24 protein-coding genes are annotated in these 21,763 nt (G+C 34.8%); 6 read left to right on the top strand and 18 right to left on the bottom strand.

Annotated elements, in window-relative coordinates; genetic code table 11:
- Nucleotides 1-34: 34 nt before the first annotated feature.
- The gene (locus ABWU86_RS02340; RefSeq protein ID WP_353321207.1) at nucleotides 35-910 is read right to left on the bottom strand and encodes an alpha/beta hydrolase; all 876 of its coding nucleotides are present in this window, start codon (nucleotides 908-910) and stop codon (nucleotides 35-37) included.
- Between the two features lie 153 nt (nucleotides 911-1,063).
- Between ABWU86_RS02340 and map the strand changes: the two genes are divergently transcribed.
- Entirely contained in the window at nucleotides 1,064-1,858 is a 795-nt protein-coding gene (map, locus tag ABWU86_RS02345; protein WP_293793315.1) for a type I methionyl aminopeptidase, read from the top strand.
- A 46-nt stretch (nucleotides 1,859-1,904) separates the two neighbouring features.
- Here the strand turns inward: map and ABWU86_RS02350 are convergent, their stop codons facing one another.
- The 5 genes from ABWU86_RS02350 to ABWU86_RS02370 form a co-directional block, all read right to left on the bottom strand.
- Nucleotides 1,905-2,840, bottom strand: coding sequence for a 2-hydroxyacid dehydrogenase (locus ABWU86_RS02350; RefSeq protein ID WP_353321210.1), 936 nt, complete (start codon nucleotides 2,838-2,840; stop codon nucleotides 1,905-1,907).
- 94 nt (nucleotides 2,841-2,934) lie between these two features.
- A complete protein-coding gene (locus tag ABWU86_RS02355; protein ID WP_353321298.1) occupies nucleotides 2,935-4,524 on the bottom strand; it encodes a BCCT family transporter in 1,590 nt (529 codons plus the stop codon).
- A 223-nt stretch (nucleotides 4,525-4,747) separates the two neighbouring features.
- The gene (locus ABWU86_RS02360; RefSeq protein WP_293794241.1) at nucleotides 4,748-5,302 is read right to left on the bottom strand and encodes a sugar O-acetyltransferase; all 555 of its coding nucleotides are present in this window, start codon (nucleotides 5,300-5,302) and stop codon (nucleotides 4,748-4,750) included.
- Nucleotides 5,303-5,348: 46 nt separating this feature from the next.
- Complete coding sequence (locus tag ABWU86_RS02365) at nucleotides 5,349-6,248, bottom strand: ribonuclease H family protein (protein WP_353321212.1); 900 nt, start codon at nucleotides 6,246-6,248, stop codon at nucleotides 5,349-5,351.
- A 54-nt stretch (nucleotides 6,249-6,302) separates the two neighbouring features.
- The gene (locus ABWU86_RS02370; protein ID WP_263505221.1) at nucleotides 6,303-6,425 is read right to left on the bottom strand and encodes a hypothetical protein; all 123 of its coding nucleotides are present in this window, start codon (nucleotides 6,423-6,425) and stop codon (nucleotides 6,303-6,305) included.
- Nucleotides 6,426-6,592: 167 nt separating this feature from the next.
- Here ABWU86_RS02370 and thiD point away from each other — a divergent pair, with 167 nt between their 5' ends.
- Nucleotides 6,593-7,393, top strand: coding sequence for a bifunctional hydroxymethylpyrimidine kinase/phosphomethylpyrimidine kinase (gene thiD, locus ABWU86_RS02375; protein ID WP_293794190.1), 801 nt, complete (start codon nucleotides 6,593-6,595; stop codon nucleotides 7,391-7,393).
- 33 nt (nucleotides 7,394-7,426) lie between these two features.
- On the opposite strand, the gene ABWU86_RS02380 is transcribed toward thiD, so the two are convergent.
- The 7 genes from ABWU86_RS02380 to ABWU86_RS02410 all read right to left on the bottom strand — a co-directional run bounded on the left by ABWU86_RS02380 (nucleotide 7,427) and on the right by ABWU86_RS02410 (nucleotide 14,219).
- Nucleotides 7,427-7,606, bottom strand: a complete 180-nt coding sequence (locus ABWU86_RS02380; RefSeq protein WP_293794191.1) for a hypothetical protein — start codon at nucleotides 7,604-7,606, stop codon at nucleotides 7,427-7,429.
- A complete protein-coding gene (locus ABWU86_RS02385; protein WP_353321215.1) occupies nucleotides 7,606-8,310 on the bottom strand; it encodes an NAD(P)H-dependent oxidoreductase in 705 nt (234 codons plus the stop codon). Before ABWU86_RS02385 ends, ABWU86_RS02380 begins: the two co-directional genes overlap by 1 nt.
- 174 nt (nucleotides 8,311-8,484) lie before the next feature.
- Nucleotides 8,485-10,275: an oligopeptide ABC transporter substrate-binding protein gene (locus tag ABWU86_RS02390; protein WP_353321217.1), complete on the bottom strand. Its 1,791-nt coding sequence runs from the start codon at nucleotides 10,273-10,275 to the stop codon at nucleotides 8,485-8,487.
- Nucleotides 10,276-10,348: 73 nt separating this feature from the next.
- Nucleotides 10,349-11,272: an ABC transporter permease gene (locus ABWU86_RS02395; RefSeq protein WP_293794196.1), complete on the bottom strand. Its 924-nt coding sequence runs from the start codon at nucleotides 11,270-11,272 to the stop codon at nucleotides 10,349-10,351.
- Nucleotides 11,273-11,283: 11 nt separating this feature from the next.
- A complete protein-coding gene (locus ABWU86_RS02400) occupies nucleotides 11,284-12,243 on the bottom strand; it encodes an ABC transporter permease (protein WP_293794198.1) in 960 nt (319 codons plus the stop codon).
- Between the two features lies 1 nt (nucleotide 12,244).
- A complete protein-coding gene (locus tag ABWU86_RS02405) occupies nucleotides 12,245-13,210 on the bottom strand; it encodes an ATP-binding cassette domain-containing protein (RefSeq protein WP_293794199.1) in 966 nt (321 codons plus the stop codon).
- Nucleotides 13,200-14,219, bottom strand: coding sequence for an ABC transporter ATP-binding protein (locus ABWU86_RS02410; RefSeq protein WP_293794200.1), 1,020 nt, complete (start codon nucleotides 14,217-14,219; stop codon nucleotides 13,200-13,202). Before ABWU86_RS02410 ends, ABWU86_RS02405 begins: the two co-directional genes overlap by 11 nt.
- 390 nt (nucleotides 14,220-14,609) lie before the next feature.
- Between ABWU86_RS02410 and ABWU86_RS02415 the strand changes: the two genes are divergently transcribed.
- Nucleotides 14,610-14,807, top strand: a complete 198-nt coding sequence (locus ABWU86_RS02415) for a cold-shock protein (protein WP_034530568.1) — start codon at nucleotides 14,610-14,612, stop codon at nucleotides 14,805-14,807.
- A gap of 82 nt (nucleotides 14,808-14,889) precedes the next feature.
- Here the strand turns inward: ABWU86_RS02415 and ABWU86_RS02420 are convergent, their stop codons facing one another.
- Nucleotides 14,890-15,414: a TetR/AcrR family transcriptional regulator gene (locus ABWU86_RS02420; protein ID WP_053950444.1), complete on the bottom strand. Its 525-nt coding sequence runs from the start codon at nucleotides 15,412-15,414 to the stop codon at nucleotides 14,890-14,892.
- Between the two features lie 687 nt (nucleotides 15,415-16,101).
- Between ABWU86_RS02420 and ABWU86_RS02425 the strand changes: the two genes are divergently transcribed.
- Together ABWU86_RS02425 and ABWU86_RS02430 are read left to right on the top strand one after the other, a co-directional pair.
- Nucleotides 16,102-16,380 (top strand): hypothetical protein, encoded by a 279-nt coding sequence (locus tag ABWU86_RS02425; protein WP_353321221.1) that lies wholly within the window; start codon nucleotides 16,102-16,104, stop codon nucleotides 16,378-16,380.
- A 126-nt stretch (nucleotides 16,381-16,506) separates the two neighbouring features.
- Nucleotides 16,507-16,740 (top strand): P8 family protein, encoded by a 234-nt coding sequence (locus ABWU86_RS02430; protein WP_293794235.1) that lies wholly within the window; start codon nucleotides 16,507-16,509, stop codon nucleotides 16,738-16,740.
- Between the two features lie 89 nt (nucleotides 16,741-16,829).
- Here ABWU86_RS02430 and ABWU86_RS02435 read toward each other — a convergent pair whose 3' ends face one another.
- Nucleotides 16,830-17,141, bottom strand: coding sequence for a DUF7671 family protein (locus ABWU86_RS02435; RefSeq protein WP_293794236.1), 312 nt, complete (start codon nucleotides 17,139-17,141; stop codon nucleotides 16,830-16,832).
- An 86-nt stretch (nucleotides 17,142-17,227) separates the two neighbouring features.
- Here ABWU86_RS02435 and ABWU86_RS02440 point away from each other — a divergent pair, with 86 nt between their 5' ends.
- Nucleotides 17,228-17,920, top strand: coding sequence for a hypothetical protein (locus ABWU86_RS02440; RefSeq protein ID WP_293794237.1), 693 nt, complete (start codon nucleotides 17,228-17,230; stop codon nucleotides 17,918-17,920).
- A 1-nt stretch (nucleotide 17,921) separates the two neighbouring features.
- Here ABWU86_RS02440 and ABWU86_RS02445 read toward each other — a convergent pair whose 3' ends face one another.
- The 3 genes from ABWU86_RS02445 to ABWU86_RS02455 all read right to left on the bottom strand — a co-directional run bounded on the left by ABWU86_RS02445 (nucleotide 17,922) and on the right by ABWU86_RS02455 (nucleotide 21,762).
- The gene (locus ABWU86_RS02445) at nucleotides 17,922-19,646 is read right to left on the bottom strand and encodes a hypothetical protein (RefSeq protein ID WP_353321224.1); all 1,725 of its coding nucleotides are present in this window, start codon (nucleotides 19,644-19,646) and stop codon (nucleotides 17,922-17,924) included.
- Nucleotides 19,647-19,737: 91 nt separating this feature from the next.
- Nucleotides 19,738-20,679 carry a DMT family transporter gene (locus tag ABWU86_RS02450; protein ID WP_053950448.1) on the bottom strand — a complete coding sequence of 314 codons (942 nt, stop codon included), beginning with the start codon at nucleotides 20,677-20,679 and terminating at the stop codon, nucleotides 19,738-19,740.
- 144 nt (nucleotides 20,680-20,823) lie between these two features.
- The gene (locus ABWU86_RS02455; protein ID WP_053950449.1) at nucleotides 20,824-21,762 is read right to left on the bottom strand and encodes a DMT family transporter; all 939 of its coding nucleotides are present in this window, start codon (nucleotides 21,760-21,762) and stop codon (nucleotides 20,824-20,826) included.
- Between the last annotated feature and the right edge of the window lies 1 nt (nucleotide 21,763).

Below are 21,763 nucleotides of genomic sequence, written 5' to 3' on the forward strand. Positions count from 1 at the left end.
TTTTAGCGGAAATAAGTAAACTATTTTGACTTGATTAATTCTCGTCAAATAAGAAGCGCGCAATTATGTGATCAACAAAAATATTATGGTGTAAACGACTGTGTTGCCCACTATTTCCAGTAACCGGAATTTCATCATAGTTCTTAACACGATGAGCAACTAGATATTTTAGTGATTTCGCTGATGCGACACTAACGACACCATCAGAATCAGTCTTTTTGTTGTCATCCCCGTAGATATTTAATACTGAAACATTCTTAGGGAAGTTCTTACAATCATTAATTAGTGTTTGATATGAAGGGAACCACTTATTTTCTTCTGAATAAATAGATGGTTGCCCTTTTGAGTTAACGTAGTTATCAATCCCGTTGTTAGATAGTTTCATAATTCCGTCATATGGTCCGGCAATTGAAACAAATTTTTGTAATTTCGGCATATCTGAATCACTATTGTATTTCGCTGCAGTATCTAATGCTGTTACAGCACCGGTGGAATGTCCAACGACATTGTAAGTAGTAAAGCCGTACTGTGCCCTCAGAATTTGTAAAATTTCACGGAACCAACTAACTTGTTTGTTCACTGATGTAAATTTACGCTGAAAAATAACTTGAATGATGGGTTTTCTAGCGCTTGATTTAATTTTTCCTTTATGTTGAATATTACCATCTTTATCAACATAGATAACTAATGAACGTTGTCCACCATCACGAGATGCAATAGTAGCAAGATGATCAGTCGATTTCATTGATCCACCTAGTCCATGCACAAAAAGTGTTGGTGTATTCACTACACTTTTATCAGATTTTGACAATAATAAATTGTCACTTCTAATTGCAAAAAAGATTGCAAAGAAAGCCACAATCACAGTCGCAATAATTAAAATCACATTGGTTTTAGCAGTTTTACTCAAGATGATTCTCCTCTCAATTCTTCTATGTCCTATGATACTAGAAAATCGATAAAAATACAGTAATAATTATAGTCATTAATTAGCCAAAATCACTAATTTGTAGTAGATTATAGGTATAGAATAAAATTTGGACTGAACAAAGGAGAACTTATTTTGATTACATTAAAATCACCACGCGAAATCGAGATGATGGCTAAATCTGGTGAAGTTTTAGCCGGTGTTCATTTGGGATTACGTAAAATGATTAAACCAGGATTAGATACTTGGGAAATCGAAGAATTTGCTGACAAATACATTCAAGATCACGGTGCTACCGCTTCTGAAAAGGGTTTTGAAGGTTACAAATTTGCTACTTGTATCTCCGTAAACGATGAAGTTGCCCACGGAATTCCTCGTAAAGGATTAATTCTAAAAGATGGCGACATCGTTAAAGTTGATTTAACAGTTAACAAAGATGGCTTCGAAAGTGATTCATGCTGGACATATGCTGTTGGTAACATTTCTGAAGAAAACCAAAAATTAATGGACGTATGTAAAGAAGCACTATACCGTGGAATCGACCAAGCCGTTGTTGGTAACCGCTTAGGTGATATTGGTTTTGCTTGCCAAGACTTTATTGAAAATCAAAACCACATGGGAGACGTACGTGAACTAATTGGTCACGGAATCCAACCTACCATGCATGAACAACCAAACGTTCCTGCATACGGTGAACCAGGTAAAGGTCTTCGTCTAAAAGAAGGAATGACAATTACGATTGAACCAATGGTTAACTTAGGAACTTGGGAAATCTCAGATCGTTATGATGCCAAAGATGATTGGACTTATTACGTATCTTCAGATGGTACTAATTCTGCTCAATATGAACACACCATCGCTATCACTAAGGATGGTCCTAAAATCCTTACTTCTCAAGGCGACGAAATCGACGATAAATACAAACTATAAAATAAAAAAACATCATGAGAAAATCTCATGATGTTTTTTTATTATTTTATAGACCGTTAACACAGTGTTCTGGTTTTTCACCTTTTAGAACCAGGTTAACTTCACTACTAGACATGTCTGAAATCTTAGTGAATGATTCCACTGAGAATCCTGAGTTATGTGGTGTCATAAAGACATTCTTTAATGATCTCAATTCACTATCCATTGGAAGTGGTTCTTTTTCGAATACATCTAGACCGGCACCGGCAATGTCACCATTCTTAAGTGCTTCAATTAAGTCAGATTCGTTGATAACTGCTCCACGCGCAAAGTTAACGATGAATGCTGAATCCTTCATCATCTTGAATGTTTCCTTATTTACTGAACCGATAGTTCCCTTAACAGCTGGTAAATGTAGAGATACAAAATCTGAACGCTTGAATAGTTCATCCCATTCTACAAATTCACCATATTCTGAAGTACGAGGACTTCTGTTCCAGATTAATGTCTTTACGCCAAAACCAGATAGCATTTTGGCAACTTGTTGACCAATGTTTCCGTAACCAACGATACCGATGGTCTTACCTTTAATATCATGTGATGGGTGATGGAATGCAAATGAGTCATCACCTTCGTGCATTTTCTTAGAAACAGTGTAAAGATTCTTAGATAAAATTAGAATATCTGTAACTGCACATTCAGCGACGGCAACTTCATTACCCCCGGGAGTGTTAGTAACGTATATACCACGTTCCTTACAGTGTTGTAAGTCGACGTTGTCGTATCCCACACCAAAACGTGCAATGACCTTTAAATTAGTCATTTGATCAATAGTTTCATTATCTAATGGAGTGGCGTTTAATACCATTCCATCAGCATCTTTGTGTTGTAGTAAAGTATCAGAATATTGATCTTCTACTTCAACTACATCATAGCCATAATTTCTTAAAGGTTCTGCCAAATAATGAGCAAATTCTTTAGGAATAATTACTTTTTGTGCCATATTCTATTCATCTCCTAATAATTTATATAATAAATATTATCACAAAAAAAGATGACAAACGGACTTTTTACATCCATTTATCATCTTTTTTAATTTAATGACGATTAATTGTCGTCTTTGGCCATAATATTAGCTTTCCTTTAATCGCACTACGACGTTCAACGGTTGGCTTCTTCTTGGTTCTTCTTTGGGTCCATCGTGGATTTCTAATTATTGTTGGATCATTTTTAATCATCTTAAATACTGACATGATAATTAAAATACATACAAACATTAATGGGAACCCAGCTAAAGTACAGAATGTTTGAACCGTTTCAAAACCACCAACGACCACTAAACTAAATGAGAATAGGATAAAGACAACTACCCATGTCATTTTGTTTAAACGACTTGGTTCTTTTCCCGGTCTTAATGGCAAACTGGTGAATGAAGCAAGTACGAATGCGGATGATGAAATTGTTGTCGCTAAAAAGATAAAACAGGAGATAAAGTAAAATGCGAACATCACGTACTTCATCGGTAAGGTTGCTAATACTGCCGAAATAACGGCGGCATTTCCTTGCGTATTAAGAATGTGAGTTAGATTAATTGCGCCAGTCTTTTGTAGCCATAATGAATAGCCACCAAAAACAGCATAAAAACTCATACACCCTAATGCACCATATGTGAGCATCCCCATAATCACCTGTTTGATGGTACGCCCGCGGGAAATCTTAGCAATGAATATCCCCATAAATGGCATGTATGACAACCACCAACCCCAATAGAAAATGGTTTCTTGTTGGGCGACTGGTGGGCGACCATTTGGCACTGTGTTCATACTCATTGAAATAAACTTCTGTAGTAACAAACCAACACTATTGGTTTCAGAGTTTAAAATATATACCGTTGGTCCAACTAGTAAAACAATGATTAAAAAGATAATGGCTGTCCAAATATGAGCATTACTTAGTTTATCAATTCCACCATTCAAGCCTTTAAAGACGGTAACAGCAAAAATGACAAATAAAACTAAAAACAAACCTAGCTTCATGTAGAGATTATCTGGTAAATGGGTCAATGAGCTGAGGACTTTAGAAATAATTGGAATTTCTAATCCCACGGATGCACCGACCCCACCCATAATTCCTAGCACAACTAGTAAATTAACAATTTTCTTGGCAATCACTTTCCATAATTGATCACCATCTAAAATTGTAATCGCATCACTTAGTGACTGAATTTTGCGTTTCTTGTTATACATCATATAACCAATAGCAATCGTGGGTGCAGCGAACATCAACCATGCCATTGGCCCCCAGTCATATTGACCATACATATGCGCTAAATTGTATGCAGTCGCAGAATATGGTTTGACGGAGCCTTCCGGATGTTGAACATACATCAATGGGTCGACCATGCTAAGCATTAAGATGCTGGCATCAATTGCGGTCGCAAAGACCATTGAGCCCCATTGAAAGTTCTTATACACCGGCTTATCATCTGGTTCTCCCAGACGAATATTGCCATACTTTGATAACATCAAATATACAAAAAACAAAAAATTGATGATATAAATCCACATGTATCCCCAACCCATATTGCTGGTAACCCAGTTCAATATTTGATTGAGAAATCCTTGTAGTGATGATCCACCAATTATCAAAAAGACAGATACACAAATGAATAAAACAACAGTAGGAATAAAGACGAGCTTGTCGATATTTTTACTTTTAAAAATAATAATCCTCCTCTTAGATTAAACACAAAAAGCCGCACATAAAAGTGATTCGTATATAACGAATGACTATCTGCACAGCTCTTTTTTAGTTATACAAATTCAATTCGAATTATTTTGTATTTCATTTATATTATACACAAATAACTATTTATGTAAAATACCGTTTTACCGGGAATATACAACCTAATTATTCAACATTTTTAATTACTCTTGCGGGATTGCCAACTAACACAACGTTATCACCGAATGATTTCGTTACAACCGATCCAGCACCAACAACAACGTTATTACCTAATGTAACCCCAGGTAGGATGGTCACGTGGCCACCAAACCAGCAGTTATCACCGACTGTGATTGGTTTACCTAGTTCAACATCAGCAAGGCGTTCTTTCGGGTCAATGGGATGAACTGGCGTATAAAGTCCCACATCTGGGCCAAAGTAACAGTGATTACCAATCGTAATCGGACATGTATCCAATAGAGTTAAATGATAATTGGCGTAAAAATCATCCCCAACATGAATGTTGTAACCATAATCAAATTGGACACCCGTTTCGATCCATAAATTTTTACCCGCATCACCAAACAATTGAGATAATCGACGATTTTGTTCTTGGTTATCATCTAGTGAATTAATACTGTTCAGTTCTTTTCTTATCTCACGACGACGTTGTTGTAGTTCTTCGTCATATTGTTGATAAGGTTCTCCTGCAGTCATTTTTTCACGTTCAGTTTTCATAATTTGCCAGCTTTCGTTAATTATTCATATTTTATTGTAACATATGATTTTATTTATCAAAGAAACCTAAGTCACGTAAGCTCTTTTCAATGTCAGAAACAGATTTATCTGGGTCGATATACTCAGAAACCGTTTCCTTGGTTGAATTATCTGATTTAGTTTCTGCAACTGGTTGTGGTTTTTCTTTACGTTCAACTGGTTGCACTTTTTTCTTTGGTTGATAATCAGGCTCAGTATAAGTGATTGTGACCGGATTTTCTTTAACTGGACTCACTGGTGTTTTACCTTCCATTTTATCCATGGTTTGGTTCAATAATTGATCAACGAAGTTGTTACCATCATTGGTAGCATGCCCCTTAGTCCAACTGAAAGATAATCTACTAAATTGAGGCAACAATTGATCCAATTCTTTAAATTCAGCCAAATTTTTAATTACGGTACCGTCACTTTTCTTCCAACCACGGCGTTTCCATGAGGTTAGACATCCCTTAGTAACCGCATCTAATACATATTTAGAATCTAAAATGACATCGATGGCTTGATCTTGGCAACCGGTTTGAATTAACTTTTTAAGTCCGTTAACTAACCCTAGTACTTCCATTTTGTTGTTGGTAGCACCTAGTTCACCAGCTGAATCAAAATCTTTTTGGCCATGATTAATAATCAAATATGCCCAAGCAGCCTTATCATCTTTTTTCACGTGCTGGCCTAATTTGTTGCCGTGATTTCTAGATCCACCATCGGAAAATAATTGAATTGCGTTAGATGAAGCAGTGGTTCGACTAGTTGATGTGGTTTTTTCACCCATATAAATAAGCGCTTCGTTTTTAGTTTTAAAACTTTTATATTCAGCACCGGGAAAACCATTAACTTGTTTTTGACAATCTGGCCATGTGTTATAAATACCTGGTTTCTTACCTTTTTTGACCGCATAAAATTTATTTGCCATAATTATTACCCCTTTATGTACAAAAAAAGACCCAGTAAACTGAGTCTAAAAGAATTATTTAGCAGGCTTTGACTTTAGGAATTTTTGTAAGTCAGCAATTTCTTTTTGTTTTTTGTTACGTTTGTTGTTGTTGATTGGACGACGTCCTTGAACACCATTTGGATGACAAATTCTCATTGGATGACAACCCCTCTCTATATCAATAAATTAATTAGTACCATTATAATATAAATATGGTACTTAACGCAAATTAGAATTCTTCACTCATTATTATATCTATATTGTTTACAAATGACAAGTTTGTGTTAAAATTACTTACAATTTCATATTAAGAGGTGGCCATAATGACTAATGATTTTCCCCAAGTACTAACTATTGCAGGTTCAGATAGTGATGGTAGTGCTGGTATGCAAGCCGATTTACATACATTTTTCATGCACCATACATACGGAGCATCAGTAATTACTGCATGCGTCGCAGGTAACTCCTTTGGTATTCACGATAGTGTTTCAATGCCTGTTTCATTTATTGATAATGAATTTAAGGACTTAGCTGAGGACTTTAAAATCCTTGCTTCTAAAACTGGAATGTTAGCCGATGCCGAATTAATCAATACTGTGGTCAAAAATTATAAGCAATATGATTTTGGTCCACTAGTAGTAGATCCTGTAATCATGACTAAACACGGTAACATGTTATTAGAACAAGCCGCCTATGATACTTTAAAAACGGAATTAATTCCGTTAGCAACTGTCTTAACCCCTAACTTCTATGAAGCGCAAAAACTCGCCGACATGGAAATCAACAGTGATGATGACACAATCGAAGCCGCTAAGCGTCTTCGTGCCTTAGGAGCTAAAAATGTCATCATTAAAGGTAAACACGTTGCTGGCGAAACAGACGTTGTAAAAGATTACGTTCTTCTAGAATCTGGTAAAGACTTCTGGATTGAAGGACCTTACTACCATACTGAACATAAAAATGGGACAGGTGATTCCCTATCTGCAGCCATTACTGCTGAAATTGCTAAAGGCACATCCATCGAAGATGCTATTCGTATCGCCGATGATTACGTTGATAAAGCAATCAAAAATGAAATTGAAGTTGCCCATAAATTTGGTCCAATTAACCACTGGGCTAAGTAATAAAAAAGGCTCGCAAATTTGCGAGCCTTTTCTCTACCATTTATCAGGACTCCACATACGCCCATCTAATTCGTCTTGGGCTTGTTGGAGTCTTTTTTGTTGTTCCTCCACGATAGTTTTACTTTGATTTAAAAATGCAATCAATTTAAAACTGGTCTCATCTTTTTTCAATTCATCTAATTGTTGGTCTAACCATGAATTATCTTCGTTCATTATCCATCGTCTTCCTTTTTAATTAATTCGATTTCCCATTTCAATTCATCTAATTGATCAATGTTTCCTTGAATATAATCGATTAGAACTGCCATTTTGGCTTGCTTATTAGAAGATAAAGTTTCTTTTAGAGCTGTTAGTTGGTCCACGTACCATGATTGTTTACTAGCAAAACTATCAAAATTATCATTAGTTAAATAATTACAATAATCTACTAACAATTTTTCTTTTTGAATATCCGTCATGTATGCGAACTGTTCAATCACAAACGGTTTTAAAAAATGCATCTTTGCCTTTTGCGCGATTGCTTGATATGGCTTTAATAATTCAGAAATGCTAAAACCTTCGCTACCACCAACTTGATAATCTTTTAGCGGATCACCTAAGGTCATCACAACACCAAATTCTTTTCCATTTAACCAGCCTTGTTCATCAGCGTAAATAAAATTTCTAGTAAAAACATCATCTTGATACTTCTTCATTAAAGCGGGAGCACTGTACCAATACATTGGGAATTGAAATATAATTCGGTCGTAATTTTTTAATCTATTTTGTTCCACATCTTTATCAAACGTAAATTGGTTTTGAATTTGATCTAATACAACCCAATCGACGGAATCAATATTCGATTGACATTGCTTTAAAAATGCTTCAGTCATCGAATTATCATATTCTGGATGTGAAACTAATACCAATGTTTTCATAATCTGCTCCCCTTTTTATTTTAATATCATTATTTTAAATGATTTTAGACAAAAAAGACACCATTACGAATTATTCGTAATGGTGTCTTATTGCGAGGATAAATCTCCTTGTAACCCAGGTATTGGGGGTACCTGAATTACAAGGTCAAACTATGAAAACTTTGTCTAAGAATCTTATTCTGGGTTCTTAGCAGTAAGTTGTAGGCTGCTCCAGAATTCTGTAGCAGTTGGTCTTGCATCGTAACCTTTAACACGAGTGTTAACAGGAGTCCATGATAGAGACATTGAAGTTGGAATGTATGCAGCTTGTTCTTGCATGTATGTTTGCCATTCCTTGAATTGTTTTTGTCTGTACTTATCATCCCATGCTTTAGCATTGTTCATGTTTGATAGAAGTTCAGTGTTCTTATCAGTAACAAAGTGAGCCATATTGAAGGCTGCACCAGCACCGAAGATACCAGTTGGTGTTGGTTCTGAGTTAACACCGAATGCACCGGCAAAGACATCCATTTGAGTTTGTTTTGGTTGTTCTAGGATTGAGTAGAACTTGTTCATTTCCATTGGACGACCGCCAGCAAATTCAACATCTAGACCGATCTTACGCCATTGTTGTAGGTAGTAGTTGTATTGAGCTTCGTTAGCTGGTGTACTTGTCATAGCACCGAAGTAAATCTTAAGAGGTTTACCGTTTGGTTGAACTCTGTACTTACCTTTCTTCTTGTAACCTGCGTCATCAAGTAGTTTTTCAGCTTTCTTGATGTCTAGAGTGTAACGAGGAGATTTAGCGTTGTAGTAAGTCTTGTAGTATGGAGAAATTAATGAGTTAGGGTACCAAGCCAAACCATTGTTAAATTTCTTTCTCAAAGCACCAATATCTAGTGCGTACATCATAGCTTTTCTCAAGTTAGGGTTGTACATTTTTGAGCTCTTGTCCATAACATTAACTTGTTTCTTAGTGTCATAGTGACCTAAGTCAAATGCTAGGTAACTGAAACTTGTACCCATAGTACCAACAACCTTGTAATCTTTAAGTTGTTTTACTTGTGGGTATTCAGTTGAGATACCACCACTAATAGCAAAGTCATATTGTTTTGCTTTTAGAGCACTAGTGAAGTTGTTTTCACTAACAACTTGGATAGTGATGTGTTGGATCTTAGCTTTCTTACCGTAGTAGTACTTGTTAGGAACCCATGAAGTTGATTCACCAGTAACTTGCTTAGCTAGTTTGTAAGGACCAGCGAAGATTGGGTCTTTACGAACTTGTTTTGATGCAGCAAGTTTTGAAATTGGAACACCCTTGAAGTATTCGTATGGTTCAACTCCTGACCACATGATTGAGTTTCCACCAAATTGTAAAGCTGGTGCGAAACGACTGAAGTGGATAACAACTTCGTTTCCACTTTCACCCTTAGGCATTGTAATACCTGAGATAGTCTTAGCTTTACCAGCATGAAATTCTGCCATACCTTTAATAGCTGTCATATCGTCTGAGTATTGTTGTGAAGTGGTGTCAGGTGCGGCGATGATTTCGTATGGATATTCAACGTCTTTGGCAGTAACTTTAGCACCGTTTGACCACTTAGCCTTAGGGTTAATGGTAATAGTAGCTGTCATAGCTTTCTTATCCAATTTAAGGTTAGCTAAACCACCGTCAATAATACGGTTGTTAGCATCAGTATTGAATAATCCCACTGAACCTGGTGAGTATACGTCACCATCTTCAGCATTAGCTTGTAATGTTGGTGAAGTAATACCAGCGAATGGTGCACTATTGAATTCAGCTACCTTCAATGTACCATTGTTGTATGTAGTTGAACTTGTATTATCATAGTATTCTGCTAGCTTAGCAGATGGTTTAAATCCAGATTTAACTTCTGAATTATCTCCGCTGTTTGAACACGCGGCTAGGGCAAGTGCTGAAAACATTGTTAGTCCAGCAACGACCCATTTTTTATACACTTTCATATAAGATCCCTCCATTTTATAAATAAAACTTAATACTTAATCAAAACTCACCTCCTTAAAGTGCAAACTTTGATTAATCTTCGCTACGACGTTGTGTTGAATTAGTAGCACGTCTTAAGGCAGCTCCAACGTAACTGATAGCTAAACATAAAACGATAATTTCAATTGTTGCAGGTAGCCAAGTCCACCAGTAAGTAGTGATGTTATCAGCATCATTGGCATTGGCAATCAATGTACCAAGTGATGGGGTTCCGTTTGGAAGGCCAAAACCTAAGTATGATAGACCTGTTTCAACCCCGATATTTTCAGCAAATGAGATGGTAGTATCAACCACGATTAATGATGATAAGTTTGGCATAATTTGCTTGAAAATAATTTTTAAAGTACCAGTTCCGGAAGCTTTTGAAGCTGATACGTAATCCTTGTTCACTTCAGATAATGTTTGGGCACGAATTAAACGAGAAGTTCCCATCCAGTAAAATAGTGAAAGGATAAGTGTTAATGTAATTGCGTTGTATGATGGAATGATGTTAACGATTTCAATAATGATCATAAAAGCTGGAATAATCATCATGAAATCGTAAACTCTTTGCATTGATAAATCAGCGATTCCACCAAAATATCCTGAGAATAATCCGTAACATACACCAAAGGTAGATGAGATAATCGTTAGTCCAATGGCAATTAAGATAGAGTTTCGAGACCCTACGATAATTTGACTGGCAATTGATCGACCTCCAGCATCCCCTCCTAGAAAGTATCCAGGGGTGAATGGTTTAGCAAAATAACCCATGATATTTGTTTCCATTTCTTTACCAACATTGATAAACATAGAAGCAATAACAACATATAGGATGAAGGCAATAATTGCGATTAATGAAATCATTGCCATCTTATCAGCCTTAAATTCGTTAAACATCAAACGTAGTGATGATGGTGCTGAATTTTCTTTGGCTTCTTTTTCTAATCTTTCTAAAGTAGCGTCTGTTTCGTTCATTATTACCCCTCCTATTCCACTCTAATTCTTGGATCAATAACACTTAGTGCGATATCAGATAATAAAGTTCCTAATAAACTTAATAATCCGTATAACAATACTAAGGCGGTCATAACCGTATAATCTCTAAAGTTAACAGCGTTTAAGAATAATAGTCCCATCCCTGGATATGAGAAGATTTGTTCAGTGAACAATGATCCACCTAATAAACCAGTGATTGAGTATCCGGCGAAAGCCGCGATTGGTAGTAAGGCATTTCTTAAAATATGGTGTTGATAGATATTGTCCATTGAAACCCCTTTAGCTTGAGCAGTTTTTACATAGTTAGAGTTTCTTGCATCAATAACACCTGAACGTAAGTATTGAGTAATCCCTGAGGTAGCAAATAACGCTCCAAGAGTTGCTGGTAAAATCATGTGATAGATTCGAGAGAAGAAGACCCCAAAGAATCCACTCGCCTGTGGCGAAACGGAACCTGCCGTTGGGAATAAACTTAAATCGTATCCAAAAATCCAACAACCTAAGACCAAGACAACGAAGAAAGGAACCGACATAGTTACGTATGAGTAAATACGAACTAAAGTATCTTGTAACTTTCCTTCGTGACGACCAGCGTATAGTCCTAAAGGAATACCAATTACGTATGTCATAATCATCGTTACTAGTGATAACCAGAATGTGTTAATCGCTCTTGAAGCAATGATGGCACTAACTGGTTCTTGGTATTCATAACTGTTACCTAAATCACCGTGGAATAAATGAATTACCCAGTTCCAATATTGTTGATACCATGGGTCGTATAGCCCATTAATTTCCATCAAATGATGTAATTGACCTGGTGATGACTTAGGATTGATTGATCCAGTAAATGGATCACCTGGTAATTGTTTTGATAGGATGAAAACCAAAACACTTAAGATGATTAATTCTGGAATCATAATTAAGACTCTTCGTAAAATTGTTTTCCACATATTAATCGTCCCCCTTTACTGCACTTTCAGGAACAGCTGCTAAGTGCGTTTCTGAAACTTGAATCAAAGGAAGCGGTGCTCCATTTTCATCATAGTAATCTTTCTTGTTTTCTTCGAAGAACTTTTCGACTTCGATTCTATTTTGTCTATGCGCTTCTCTGTTGTTAACGTCAGCTTCAGGAATTGAAGCTAATAATCTCTTCGTATAAATATGTAGTGGATGATTGTAAATATCATCTTTAGTCCCCACTTCAACGATTCGACCTCGATTCATGATCGCAATATGATTACACATATGTTGAACAACTCCCAAGTCATGGGAGATGAATAAGTATGAAATGTTAAATTCTTTTTGAATTTTCTTCATAAAGTTTAAGACTTGTGCTTGAACTGATAAATCCAAAGCAGATACCGGTTCATCAGCAACAATTAACTTAGGATTAGTTGCTACGGCTCTTGCAACCCCAATTCTTTGACGTTGACCACCAGAGAATTGATGTGGGTACTTGTATAAAGAATCTGGACCTAATCCAACGATGTCTAACAAGTTAATCACGCGCATCTTTTCTTTTTCTTTAGATAACTTTTCAAAGTTTCTAAGTGGTTCAGCGATAATATCGTAAATGCGTTTTTCAGGATTTAAACTTAATTCTGGATCTTGGAAAATCATTTGAATTTCTCGGTTGTAATTAATCTTCTTTCTAGTCTTTTTGTCAGTAACATCTAGACCTTGATAGAGCATCTTACCTGAAGTCGCTTCTTGCAAACCAACAACTACCTTACCGGTGGTTGATTTACCAGAACCTGATTCTCCGATTAATCCGTATGTATCACCACGATGAATTTTTAATGAAACTCCATCAACAGCTTTTACATTATCAACAATGCGGTTCCAAAAACCACCGCGAATTGGAAAGTGAACTTTTAAGTTCTTAACTTCCAAGATAACTGGTTTCTCATTCGCCATAAGTTTGTCCTCCTTCATCTGGGAATTGGAAATTTTGGTAGCAAGTACAACGAACAAAGTGTCCGTCTTCTACTTCATGCATTGCAGGATTTTCTTCGTGTTCTTCATCCTTAACCCATGGAATACGTGGGGCAAATAAATCACCATGATCCGGCATTTTTACTAATGAAGGAACACTTCCTTGAATGACATAAAGATCGTCACCATGGTTACTCTTTTGTGGCATCGCGCGTAATAGTGAACGTGTATATGGATGCTTTGGAGTATTAAAAACTTGTTTGGAAGTTCCTAATTCAACAATTTGACCAGCATACATAACCGCGACTCGATCAGCTGTTTCAGCAACAACTCCTAAATCATGAGTAATTAAAACAATTCCACAATGATTTCTAATTTGAATGTCTTTTAATAAGTCCAAGATTTGAGCTTGGATAGTAACATCCAACGCAGTGGTTGGTTCGTCAGCAATAATTAAGTCTGGTTCACATGCAATTGCCATCGCAATCACAACTCTTTGTCGCATTCCACCAGATAATTGATGAGGAAATTCATGGAAAATTAATTCCGGATTATGAATTCCAACTTGATCTAATAATGAGATAACTCGTTTTTTTCGTTTGTCAGCATTGTCATTTGTATGATATACGAGCGTTTCAGCAACTTGTTCACCGATACGCTTTAATGGATCTAAGGCAGATAATGGATCTTGGAAAATCATTCCAATCTTTAATCCACGGAACTTGTTTAATTCAGCTTCTTTTAAGTTGATTAAATCTGTCCCCTCAAAATCGGCAGTTCCAGAAACTTTTGAATCTTTGGGGTTTAATAATCCCATTACCGTTTGGGCTAATGTTGATTTACCACATCCAGATTCACCAACGACAGCTAGGATTTCATCTCGGTTGACGTTTAAGTCAACGTTTCTGATCGCTGAGTAAAAGTTTGTGCCAATTTTGAAATATGTATTTAAATTTTCAATCTTTAGCAATGAAGACCTTAATGCGTCCATATTCGTTTCCCCCAATTTCTTATTGATTGTTTTCAATTCTAATCATTTTCTAATAATAGTCAAGGTAATATTTAAAATTTTATTAATATTTTCATTACTTTTTACTACAATCTTTGTTTTATAAGCATTTTAAAGGCGAAAAAGATTCACATTTTAGAATGAACTATTTATCTAAAAATGAGATTTCTATCATTTTATATTTTGATTTTATTATTATTTTTTCATCAGTTGACATAAGGACCAATATCGGGTATATTATTATCAATGTGTTACATAGTTTCGATTCTTAGGTTCACTTGTTTTATATTCATATGAAATAACTTCCTTGATTCAGGCTTTATGATACATTAGATTTTAATACGCACGATATGTGCAAGGAGGTTTCATATTATGAAACAAGGTACTGTTAAATGGTTTAACGCTGATAAAGGATACGGTTTCATCACTACTGAAGATGGTGACGTATTCGTTCACTTCTCAGCTATCAACAAAGAAGGTTTCAAGACTCTAGAAGAAGGCGAAAAGGTTACACTAGACGTTGAAGACGGCGACCGTGGACCACAAGCTGCTAACGTTACTCCTGCTTAAGGATAACTTCTAGTAAACTTTTAGTTTAAGAGATCAAAAAAGAGCTATCAGATTAAATCTGATAGCTCTTTTTTTAATATTATTAATTAATTTTAAAGTGCATGTACTTAGAAACAAAGATTACAAGTGATTGAATTGGTTCTTTCATCCCATCTTCAGTCCAAGTAATAATAATTTCAGTTAGTCCCCCTGCAATTAATGAAACTAACATCTTAGAAGACTCTTCACGAGTTTCTAAAACATTTTCATCAATTAAATCAGAAATGTAGTATTTTAGTCGTTCTAATAGAATCATGGATAAGTCATTTTTCATGATCATTTCCATCATATCTTGATCTTCTTTTACTAGTTCAAAAAAGATCGTCGCAATATCATTTAAATTATGAGAATGACTAGATGCTAATCTTTGTATGAAAGTAGTGAAAGAACTATCAAAACGATAAATGATGATGTCTTTCTTATTGTGGAAATTTCGATAATACGTCATTCGTGAAACATCAGCTTGAGCACAGATATCTTTCACATTAATTTCATCGAATGGTGTTGTTTTTAATAGTTCGAACATTCCATTAACAATTTTATTTTTTGTCGCAAATTTATCTCTCATAAACTTATGCCTCACTTCAGTATAGTTATGAATATAAACGAAATTGACCTGAAATGCAAGTTAAGTCAACTTTACCACTCTTAAATATATTAGGAACACACCTGCAATAAAATACTATCAACAAACAAATGAGATAATCACCTCATTCAATAATGATATATCACCTTTGAAAAGTTAATAGTCATAATCAATAATTCCTATTTTTACGATTTTATCCTTCTTAATTTTAACGTGAATATAATTTAATTTATTGTTAAATAAAAAGTTGTTTTTCTAACGCATTTTCATTTTCTTATAAGTGCAGTATAATTAAATCATAATTTTTATTAGGAGGTTTTTTAATGAAATTAAAACACAACAAATTTAGCGATATTTATATATATAGTAATCTTGATACTATTATTCACTGATAATACTAGACTGAGTATGATTGGATACATAGTTGTAAGTATAATTCTAATAACATCGATTGTATTGTCTTTTATAAAAAACAAAACTATAAATTTAGAAAATGGTACTTCTATAGTTATATTAATAGGAGTAATTATGTTAATGTATTCTGTACTAAACTGATAAGATTTTGATGCAGAACTAATCATAAGCGATAAATATAACTCATTAAAAATAAAGTTAATCTACAAATGTTTGTTTTTTATTTTAATGGCTAATTAGATAAAGGGGCATATTATGAACATTATCAAAAAGAATAACCTTGTTCTTGTAATTCAATTTGTATCTTTTATTTATATGTCAGCTTTCCTTTGGTTTGCAGACCCCTATTCCCAAAAATCACTATTCTTTATATGTGTTATCTTTCTATCTGGTGCACTATCTAGATTTTATAAGTTCAAAAGAGGTGCATCTGATGGAGATAGTGTAAAAATTAATAAAGAACTTAATAAGTTAATCATTACATGTATTTTGGCACCTATCGCTTTAACTGTCTTTGTAGTTCTTTTCGAATAAAGATCTATGTACTCCTTAAGAAACCCTACAAGAAAAGAAGGGTTAAAAATTCGAGCATAACTATTAACAAATAAAAGAATAAGAACTAGAATGTAGTTGAGCTTTAAATATAAGGAGGAATTCATTATGACAATGACTGCAGAACAAAAGGTTGACGAAAGAGAAAGAGTATTAGATACACCAATGAACAAGCAATTCACTTGGTCAACTGATGCAACACCCGTTCGTGATGCCATATGGAATTACTATATGGAACATGATGGAAAGGATACTATGGCTACCGAAGCTAAGATGCATCCTTATCTAGACATGAGCAATGAAGAAGTTGCTCAACATGCAGAAGAATTACTCAAAAAATAATTCCATATATTTAGACGCTTAACCACGCTAAACTTACTTATAATCTAAGCTCAACTAGTTATAACAACGCCACAAAAAAGACTTGATGTTTAATCAAGTCTTTTTTTAGCTTCTAATACTTGTTCATCACTTAAACTCTCACTGGTAAATCTTTGTAGTGGTGTATATTGATGACGATTATTAAATTTAACTGGTTCTGTTTTGATCACAGCTACTAACAAGTTATTCTCAGTTAGAAACAATTGACCAATCTTTTTAAACTTACCCTTAGTGTGTTTTCCTGTTCGCCAGTCGTGAAGTTTAAATTCACCATTTTCATCTTTTTTTATTATGTAATTTCCTGATTGATCTGTATCAACCGGAACCCCAATATATCTAGTCACTTCATATTTATCTTTCATATCTGACTCCTTCTATATTACTTTATCATATTTTCCATTTTTATAAATACTTATATGATATGATGGATATAGAAACAACCGAGGAGATGTTATTTATTAAATCTGCTAATTCACTGAAAACTAGAATTATTGCGCTAGTTTTTGGACTAGTGCTTAATTCATTAGGAAACGCCCTTACAATCGTTTCCGGATGCGGTTCAGGTATCTGGACTGCTGCTTCCGTTAATATTCATCAATTAATTGGAATTGATGTCGGAATTATGATTTTTATTTTTGGAATTATCAATGCACTAACTAACCAAATCCTAATTAAACACATTGACGTATTAAGATTCATTGAAGAAATCATCTTCATTTCATTCTTTAGTTCATTCATTCAAATTTTTACCGATTTTTTTGAATCACTAGGTTGGAATAATTTATCACTATTCTTCAGAATTCCAATGGCTTTAATAGGTGTGTGCTTCTTCTGTACAGCCATCTCATTGTACCAACGTGCAAACATCTTTATGCACCCTAATGATGATACCACCAACATTTTAAGATTTGATTACCTAAAAGGTAGCGCTGTTAAATCTCAATTACTTGATTTTACCCCACCCATTGTAATCATCTTAATCTGTTCTATCTTCTTACACCAAATCTATTCAGTCGGTATTGGAACCATCTTTTCCATTATCTTCAACGGTATCTTAATTCAAAACGCTGATAAATTTGTCTTTCCAAGTTTAAAACACAATCCAAATATTAATGATCAAATCCAAAATAAAAAAGAGTAGCTTATTTGCTACTCTTTTTTGTTTTTACTATTTTGTATACAAAATATAAAATTAATAATACCCAACTAACAATGGTTATCCATAGCATGATTCTAAGCATCATGGTTGGTTGATAGTAAATTTCTAACTTGTTTTTACCAGGTTTGGCATTCACAATCACACTCCCGATTTGTGTTTGCTTTACCTTACCTAAATGATTTCCATTAAGAATTAATTTAGTATCACTATACTTAACAACCGGTAATTGAGTTGCTTTAGTATCATCAGAAGTATTATGCCAAATCAATTCCAAATGGCCATTTGATTTAACAATCTTTTTAACGTTTCCAGAGTAATTAATGACTTGATTGCCATAATTACCATATGGATGATAATCAAAGTAATTATATGCGGTCATCTTATATTGAACCGGTAAGTAATCAGGAGTAGCTTTAGTCAACATCTTTAGCACTTCTCCTGGATTATTGATGGTTAAGCTCTTTCGGATTAAATTAGTATTGTTTATTTGATATTTTAGATTATAGGTATTTTGAACAACTTGTGGTGAGAAGAAGTCTTTTGCCCCACCTTGGACAGTCATCCCAGCACTTAAAATCATAATAAAAGTAATTACCATTAGGCAGTATACCTTAATCGTATTTAGCATTTCTTTTTTGAAACTATCATTAATCATAATCCCAAAACAAATTAATAATAAAACAAATGCAATGACAACGAATCTTCGTGGCATTTGAATTAAATAAGAAATACTTGGGAATTGCTTATCTAGTGGTCCCCATGGGAACCATACTGATGAGATCCAAAGGAATAACATCCCCGTGATAAAAATAACTCTTCTGTCAGTCGATAATTTTTTGAAATGATAAATGAAATAACCGGTAACGATAATAAACCCGATGGAATAAATTGGTGGTAATACAAAGACGTTGTTACCGAAGAAGGCAATTGAGTCTTCGTACATATTCAATTGTGGCGCCACTCCTAATGCATGGTTGGTAAATGAAATTTGGAACATTCCATACCATACGTTAGCAGTTAAACCGAGTGTTATTAAAACAGCGAAAACAGCGTTCTTTAACATCTGTTTGCGGTTAGGATTATGCATCATTCCGGCGATAAACATTGGTACTAGTGCTAATGCTCCGGTCAAACTACTCAATAAATGAGTTTGCAACATAATCGTCATGGGTAGTGCTAACTTGATAACATTGATTTCTTTATTATCAATCATGTCAAAGCCGGCTGCCATCAACCATGGTAGTATAGCCGCTCCCCAACCGGTGAACTGCATGCCGACAACCCATCCCATAATTAAATAAGATGACATATATGCAATCCCAATAAAGACCGCATAAATTTGCTTGATTCTAGTTCTAATTGCAAGATTGTACATAGTAACACCACTAACGGTTAACGTTAATAATGATGTTACGATTTGGAATCTAACCCAACTTCCAGTGATCAATAGTAAAAAGCCACTGAAGTAGGCGGTTAAAGGTCCGTACAACGCATTAATAATTCGTCCTGATTGTTGATATCCAAATATGGAAATGAAATAGTTTAAATGACCTTTCTTTAATTGCATCATTGCATCGTAAAAACGATTCATATGAAAAATTGAGTCGACTCCTAAAATATAAGAACCGGTCACAATTTGTGGCAATAAGATTAATACTGCGGTTATAAAAATCGTAATATATGGCCAGTATTTTGATACTTTTTGCATTGCGATTTCTTCCTTAAAAAATATTTTTCCCCATTAGATATCTTACCACAAAAAAAGAAGCACTTTTCTATCAAAGTGCTTCTTAGTAGTTTTATTCTTCGCTATGTTTATCGATTGTTAATTTACGATGTGACTTTTGCAAAATAAAGATGGCTAAAATCACAAGTAATGCTCCGACAATTTCAATAAAGCTAATTGAAATTGAGAAGAAGATGACACTTAGAATAAATGTCACGATTGGTTGAGTCGCATCGACTAAACTTACCACTTCTGATGGCGCGAAGTTCAATGCGTGTAGTAATAACATGAATGGTAGGATGGTTCCGAAAAGAATAATTCCACCGACTCCGAATACGATTCCAGGTGTCATGTGAGGCATGTTAACCCAAATTGGTTGTTTGATGTTGAAAACAATTCCAGCAATCAAAGTACCCCAACCTAGAATAACCATTGGAGAACTTTGACCAACGATTGGTCTTGGTAAGACAACGTAGAACGCTGCGGTTACCCCAGATAAAATTCCCCAGATCAATGAACCAGTACTAATTGATAGTTGTGAAAAATCACCCTTAGTTAGGGATAACACAACCCCAGCTAGTGCGATTACAAAAACCATAACGTCAATTGGTAATGGTTTTCTGTGTTGAAAAATAATTGAACCTAATAAAATAAATAGTGGTGCTAAGTATTGTAGGATGGTTGATGCATTTGCATTTCCCGTTTGCACACTCATATAGAAAGTATATAAGTTTGCACCTAGTCCAAAAATACCGTATGCCACAATACAAATGAATGATTTCCAAGATTTGAAGACATTAAAAATGTGTCCTTTATAAACAATTGCTGAAATCAATAATAATACAATTCCTGAAATCATTGTTCTGGTTGATAAAAACCAGTTAGCTTCTAGGTGTTCTTGTTGTGATACGAATTGTAAAATTGTACCTGAAACACCCCAAAGCGCTGACGCAACGAATGCCCAAAAAATACCTTTCATGACATTAGTTTCTAAAACGCCCTTTTCGTTTTCCATATTTTCACCCCATAAATCTCTATAATCCAAGTAAATGTTAACTTTTCTTACTTGAAAACCTATCTTAAAAGGATATCATAACTAAGCATCTTTTAAAATAAAAAAAGCCAATTTAACTAGTAAATTGGCTTTTTTAGGTTTTAATTATCTAATATCTGGATCGTTTTTACCCATCTTTTGGTGAGATCTTTGTAGGAAGTAAATTGATACAATAATGATAATTGCACCGATTGCTTCGATTGGTGTTGGAATCAAGTGGAATACAATCATACTTAAGATGATTGTAACAACTGGTTCAACAGCATCAACGATACTTGATACTTCTGATGGAGCAAACTTCAAACTGTATAGCACAGCTGAGAATGCGAAGATAGTACCAACTAAGATAACTCCCCCGATACCTAAAACGATACCTGGTGTAATCTTAGGAGCGTCAGTCCAGAATGGGTGGTATGCATTAAAACATACACCGGCAATCAAAGTACCCCAACCTAGAACAACGAATGGTGAGTTTTCCTTTGATAGTGGCTTTGGAACTGAGTAATAAACAGCAGCTGAAACAGCTGATAGTAAACCAAAGATAACAGCAGTCAATGGAACTGATAGTTCACCAATGTGACCGTTAGTAATGATTAAGAATACCCCAACTAATGCTAATAAGAATGAAATAACATCAGCTTTAAGTGGCTTCTTCTTCATGAATACTAAACCGTATAATACAATAAAGATTGGTGCTAAGTATTGTAGGATAGTTGCAGTAGCAGCGTTACCTTGTTGAATACTTACGTAGAAAGTTGACATGTTAACAGCTAAACCAAAAATTGCATAAATGAATAATCTAATGATTGATTCTTTTGATTTCCAAACATCAAAAACATGTTTACCAACGTGAATTGAACCAATGATTAATAATAAAATACCGGCAAATAAAGTACGAACTGAAATGAACCATTGTGTAGGAACGGCTTCGTTCTTAGCAACGAATTGCATGATAACTCCTGAGAAACCCCATAGGGTTGAAGCCATCGCGGACCAAAAGATCCCTTTCATGACGTTTTCCGTCGTAGTGTGTTTCTTGTCCATA

The organism is Apilactobacillus pseudapinorum, assembly GCF_040369555.1.
In the GTDB taxonomy this organism is placed as follows: domain Bacteria; phylum Bacillota; class Bacilli; order Lactobacillales; family Lactobacillaceae; genus Apilactobacillus.

Excerpts from the sequence above, each read along its gene's own strand:
- ABWU86_RS02430 (WP_293794235.1), top strand. The coding sequence starts at position 16,507 with ATGACAATGACTGCAGAACAAAAGGTTGACGAAAGAGAAAGAGTATTA.
- ABWU86_RS02365 (WP_353321212.1), bottom strand. The coding sequence starts at position 6,248 with ATGGCAAATAAATTTTATGCGGTCAAAAAAGGTAAGAAACCAGGTATT.
- ABWU86_RS02385 (WP_353321215.1), bottom strand. The coding sequence starts at position 8,310 with ATGAAAACATTGGTATTAGTTTCACATCCAGAATATGATAATTCGATG.
- ABWU86_RS02455 (WP_053950449.1), bottom strand. The coding sequence starts at position 21,762 with ATGGACAAGAAACACACTACGACGGAAAACGTCATGAAAGGGATCTTT.
- ABWU86_RS02445 (WP_353321224.1), bottom strand. The coding sequence starts at position 19,646 with ATGCAAAAAGTATCAAAATACTGGCCATATATTACGATTTTTATAACC.
- ABWU86_RS02420 (WP_053950444.1), bottom strand. The coding sequence starts at position 15,414 with ATGAGAGATAAATTTGCGACAAAAAATAAAATTGTTAATGGAATGTTC.
- ABWU86_RS02380 (WP_293794191.1), bottom strand. The coding sequence starts at position 7,606 with ATGAACGAAGATAATTCATGGTTAGACCAACAATTAGATGAATTGAAA.
- ABWU86_RS02410 (WP_293794200.1), bottom strand. The coding sequence starts at position 14,219 with ATGGACGCATTAAGGTCTTCATTGCTAAAGATTGAAAATTTAAATACA.
- thiD (WP_293794190.1), top strand. The coding sequence starts at position 6,593 with ATGACTAATGATTTTCCCCAAGTACTAACTATTGCAGGTTCAGATAGT.
- ABWU86_RS02450 (WP_053950448.1), bottom strand. The coding sequence starts at position 20,679 with ATGGAAAACGAAAAGGGCGTTTTAGAAACTAATGTCATGAAAGGTATT.
- ABWU86_RS02400 (WP_293794198.1), bottom strand. The coding sequence starts at position 12,243 with ATGTGGAAAACAATTTTACGAAGAGTCTTAATTATGATTCCAGAATTA.
- ABWU86_RS02405 (WP_293794199.1), bottom strand. The coding sequence starts at position 13,210 with ATGGCGAATGAGAAACCAGTTATCTTGGAAGTTAAGAACTTAAAAGTT.
- ABWU86_RS02415 (WP_034530568.1), top strand. The coding sequence starts at position 14,610 with ATGAAACAAGGTACTGTTAAATGGTTTAACGCTGATAAAGGATACGGT.
- ABWU86_RS02425 (WP_353321221.1), top strand. The coding sequence starts at position 16,102 with ATGAACATTATCAAAAAGAATAACCTTGTTCTTGTAATTCAATTTGTA.
- ABWU86_RS02370 (WP_263505221.1), bottom strand. The coding sequence starts at position 6,425 with ATGAGAATTTGTCATCCAAATGGTGTTCAAGGACGTCGTCCAATCAAC.
- ABWU86_RS02440 (WP_293794237.1), top strand. The coding sequence starts at position 17,228 with ATGTTATTTATTAAATCTGCTAATTCACTGAAAACTAGAATTATTGCG.
- ABWU86_RS02395 (WP_293794196.1), bottom strand. The coding sequence starts at position 11,272 with ATGAACGAAACAGACGCTACTTTAGAAAGATTAGAAAAAGAAGCCAAA.
- ABWU86_RS02435 (WP_293794236.1), bottom strand. The coding sequence starts at position 17,141 with ATGAAAGATAAATATGAAGTGACTAGATATATTGGGGTTCCGGTTGAT.
- ABWU86_RS02350 (WP_353321210.1), bottom strand. The coding sequence starts at position 2,840 with ATGGCACAAAAAGTAATTATTCCTAAAGAATTTGCTCATTATTTGGCA.
- ABWU86_RS02390 (WP_353321217.1), bottom strand. The coding sequence starts at position 10,275 with ATGAAAGTGTATAAAAAATGGGTCGTTGCTGGACTAACAATGTTTTCA.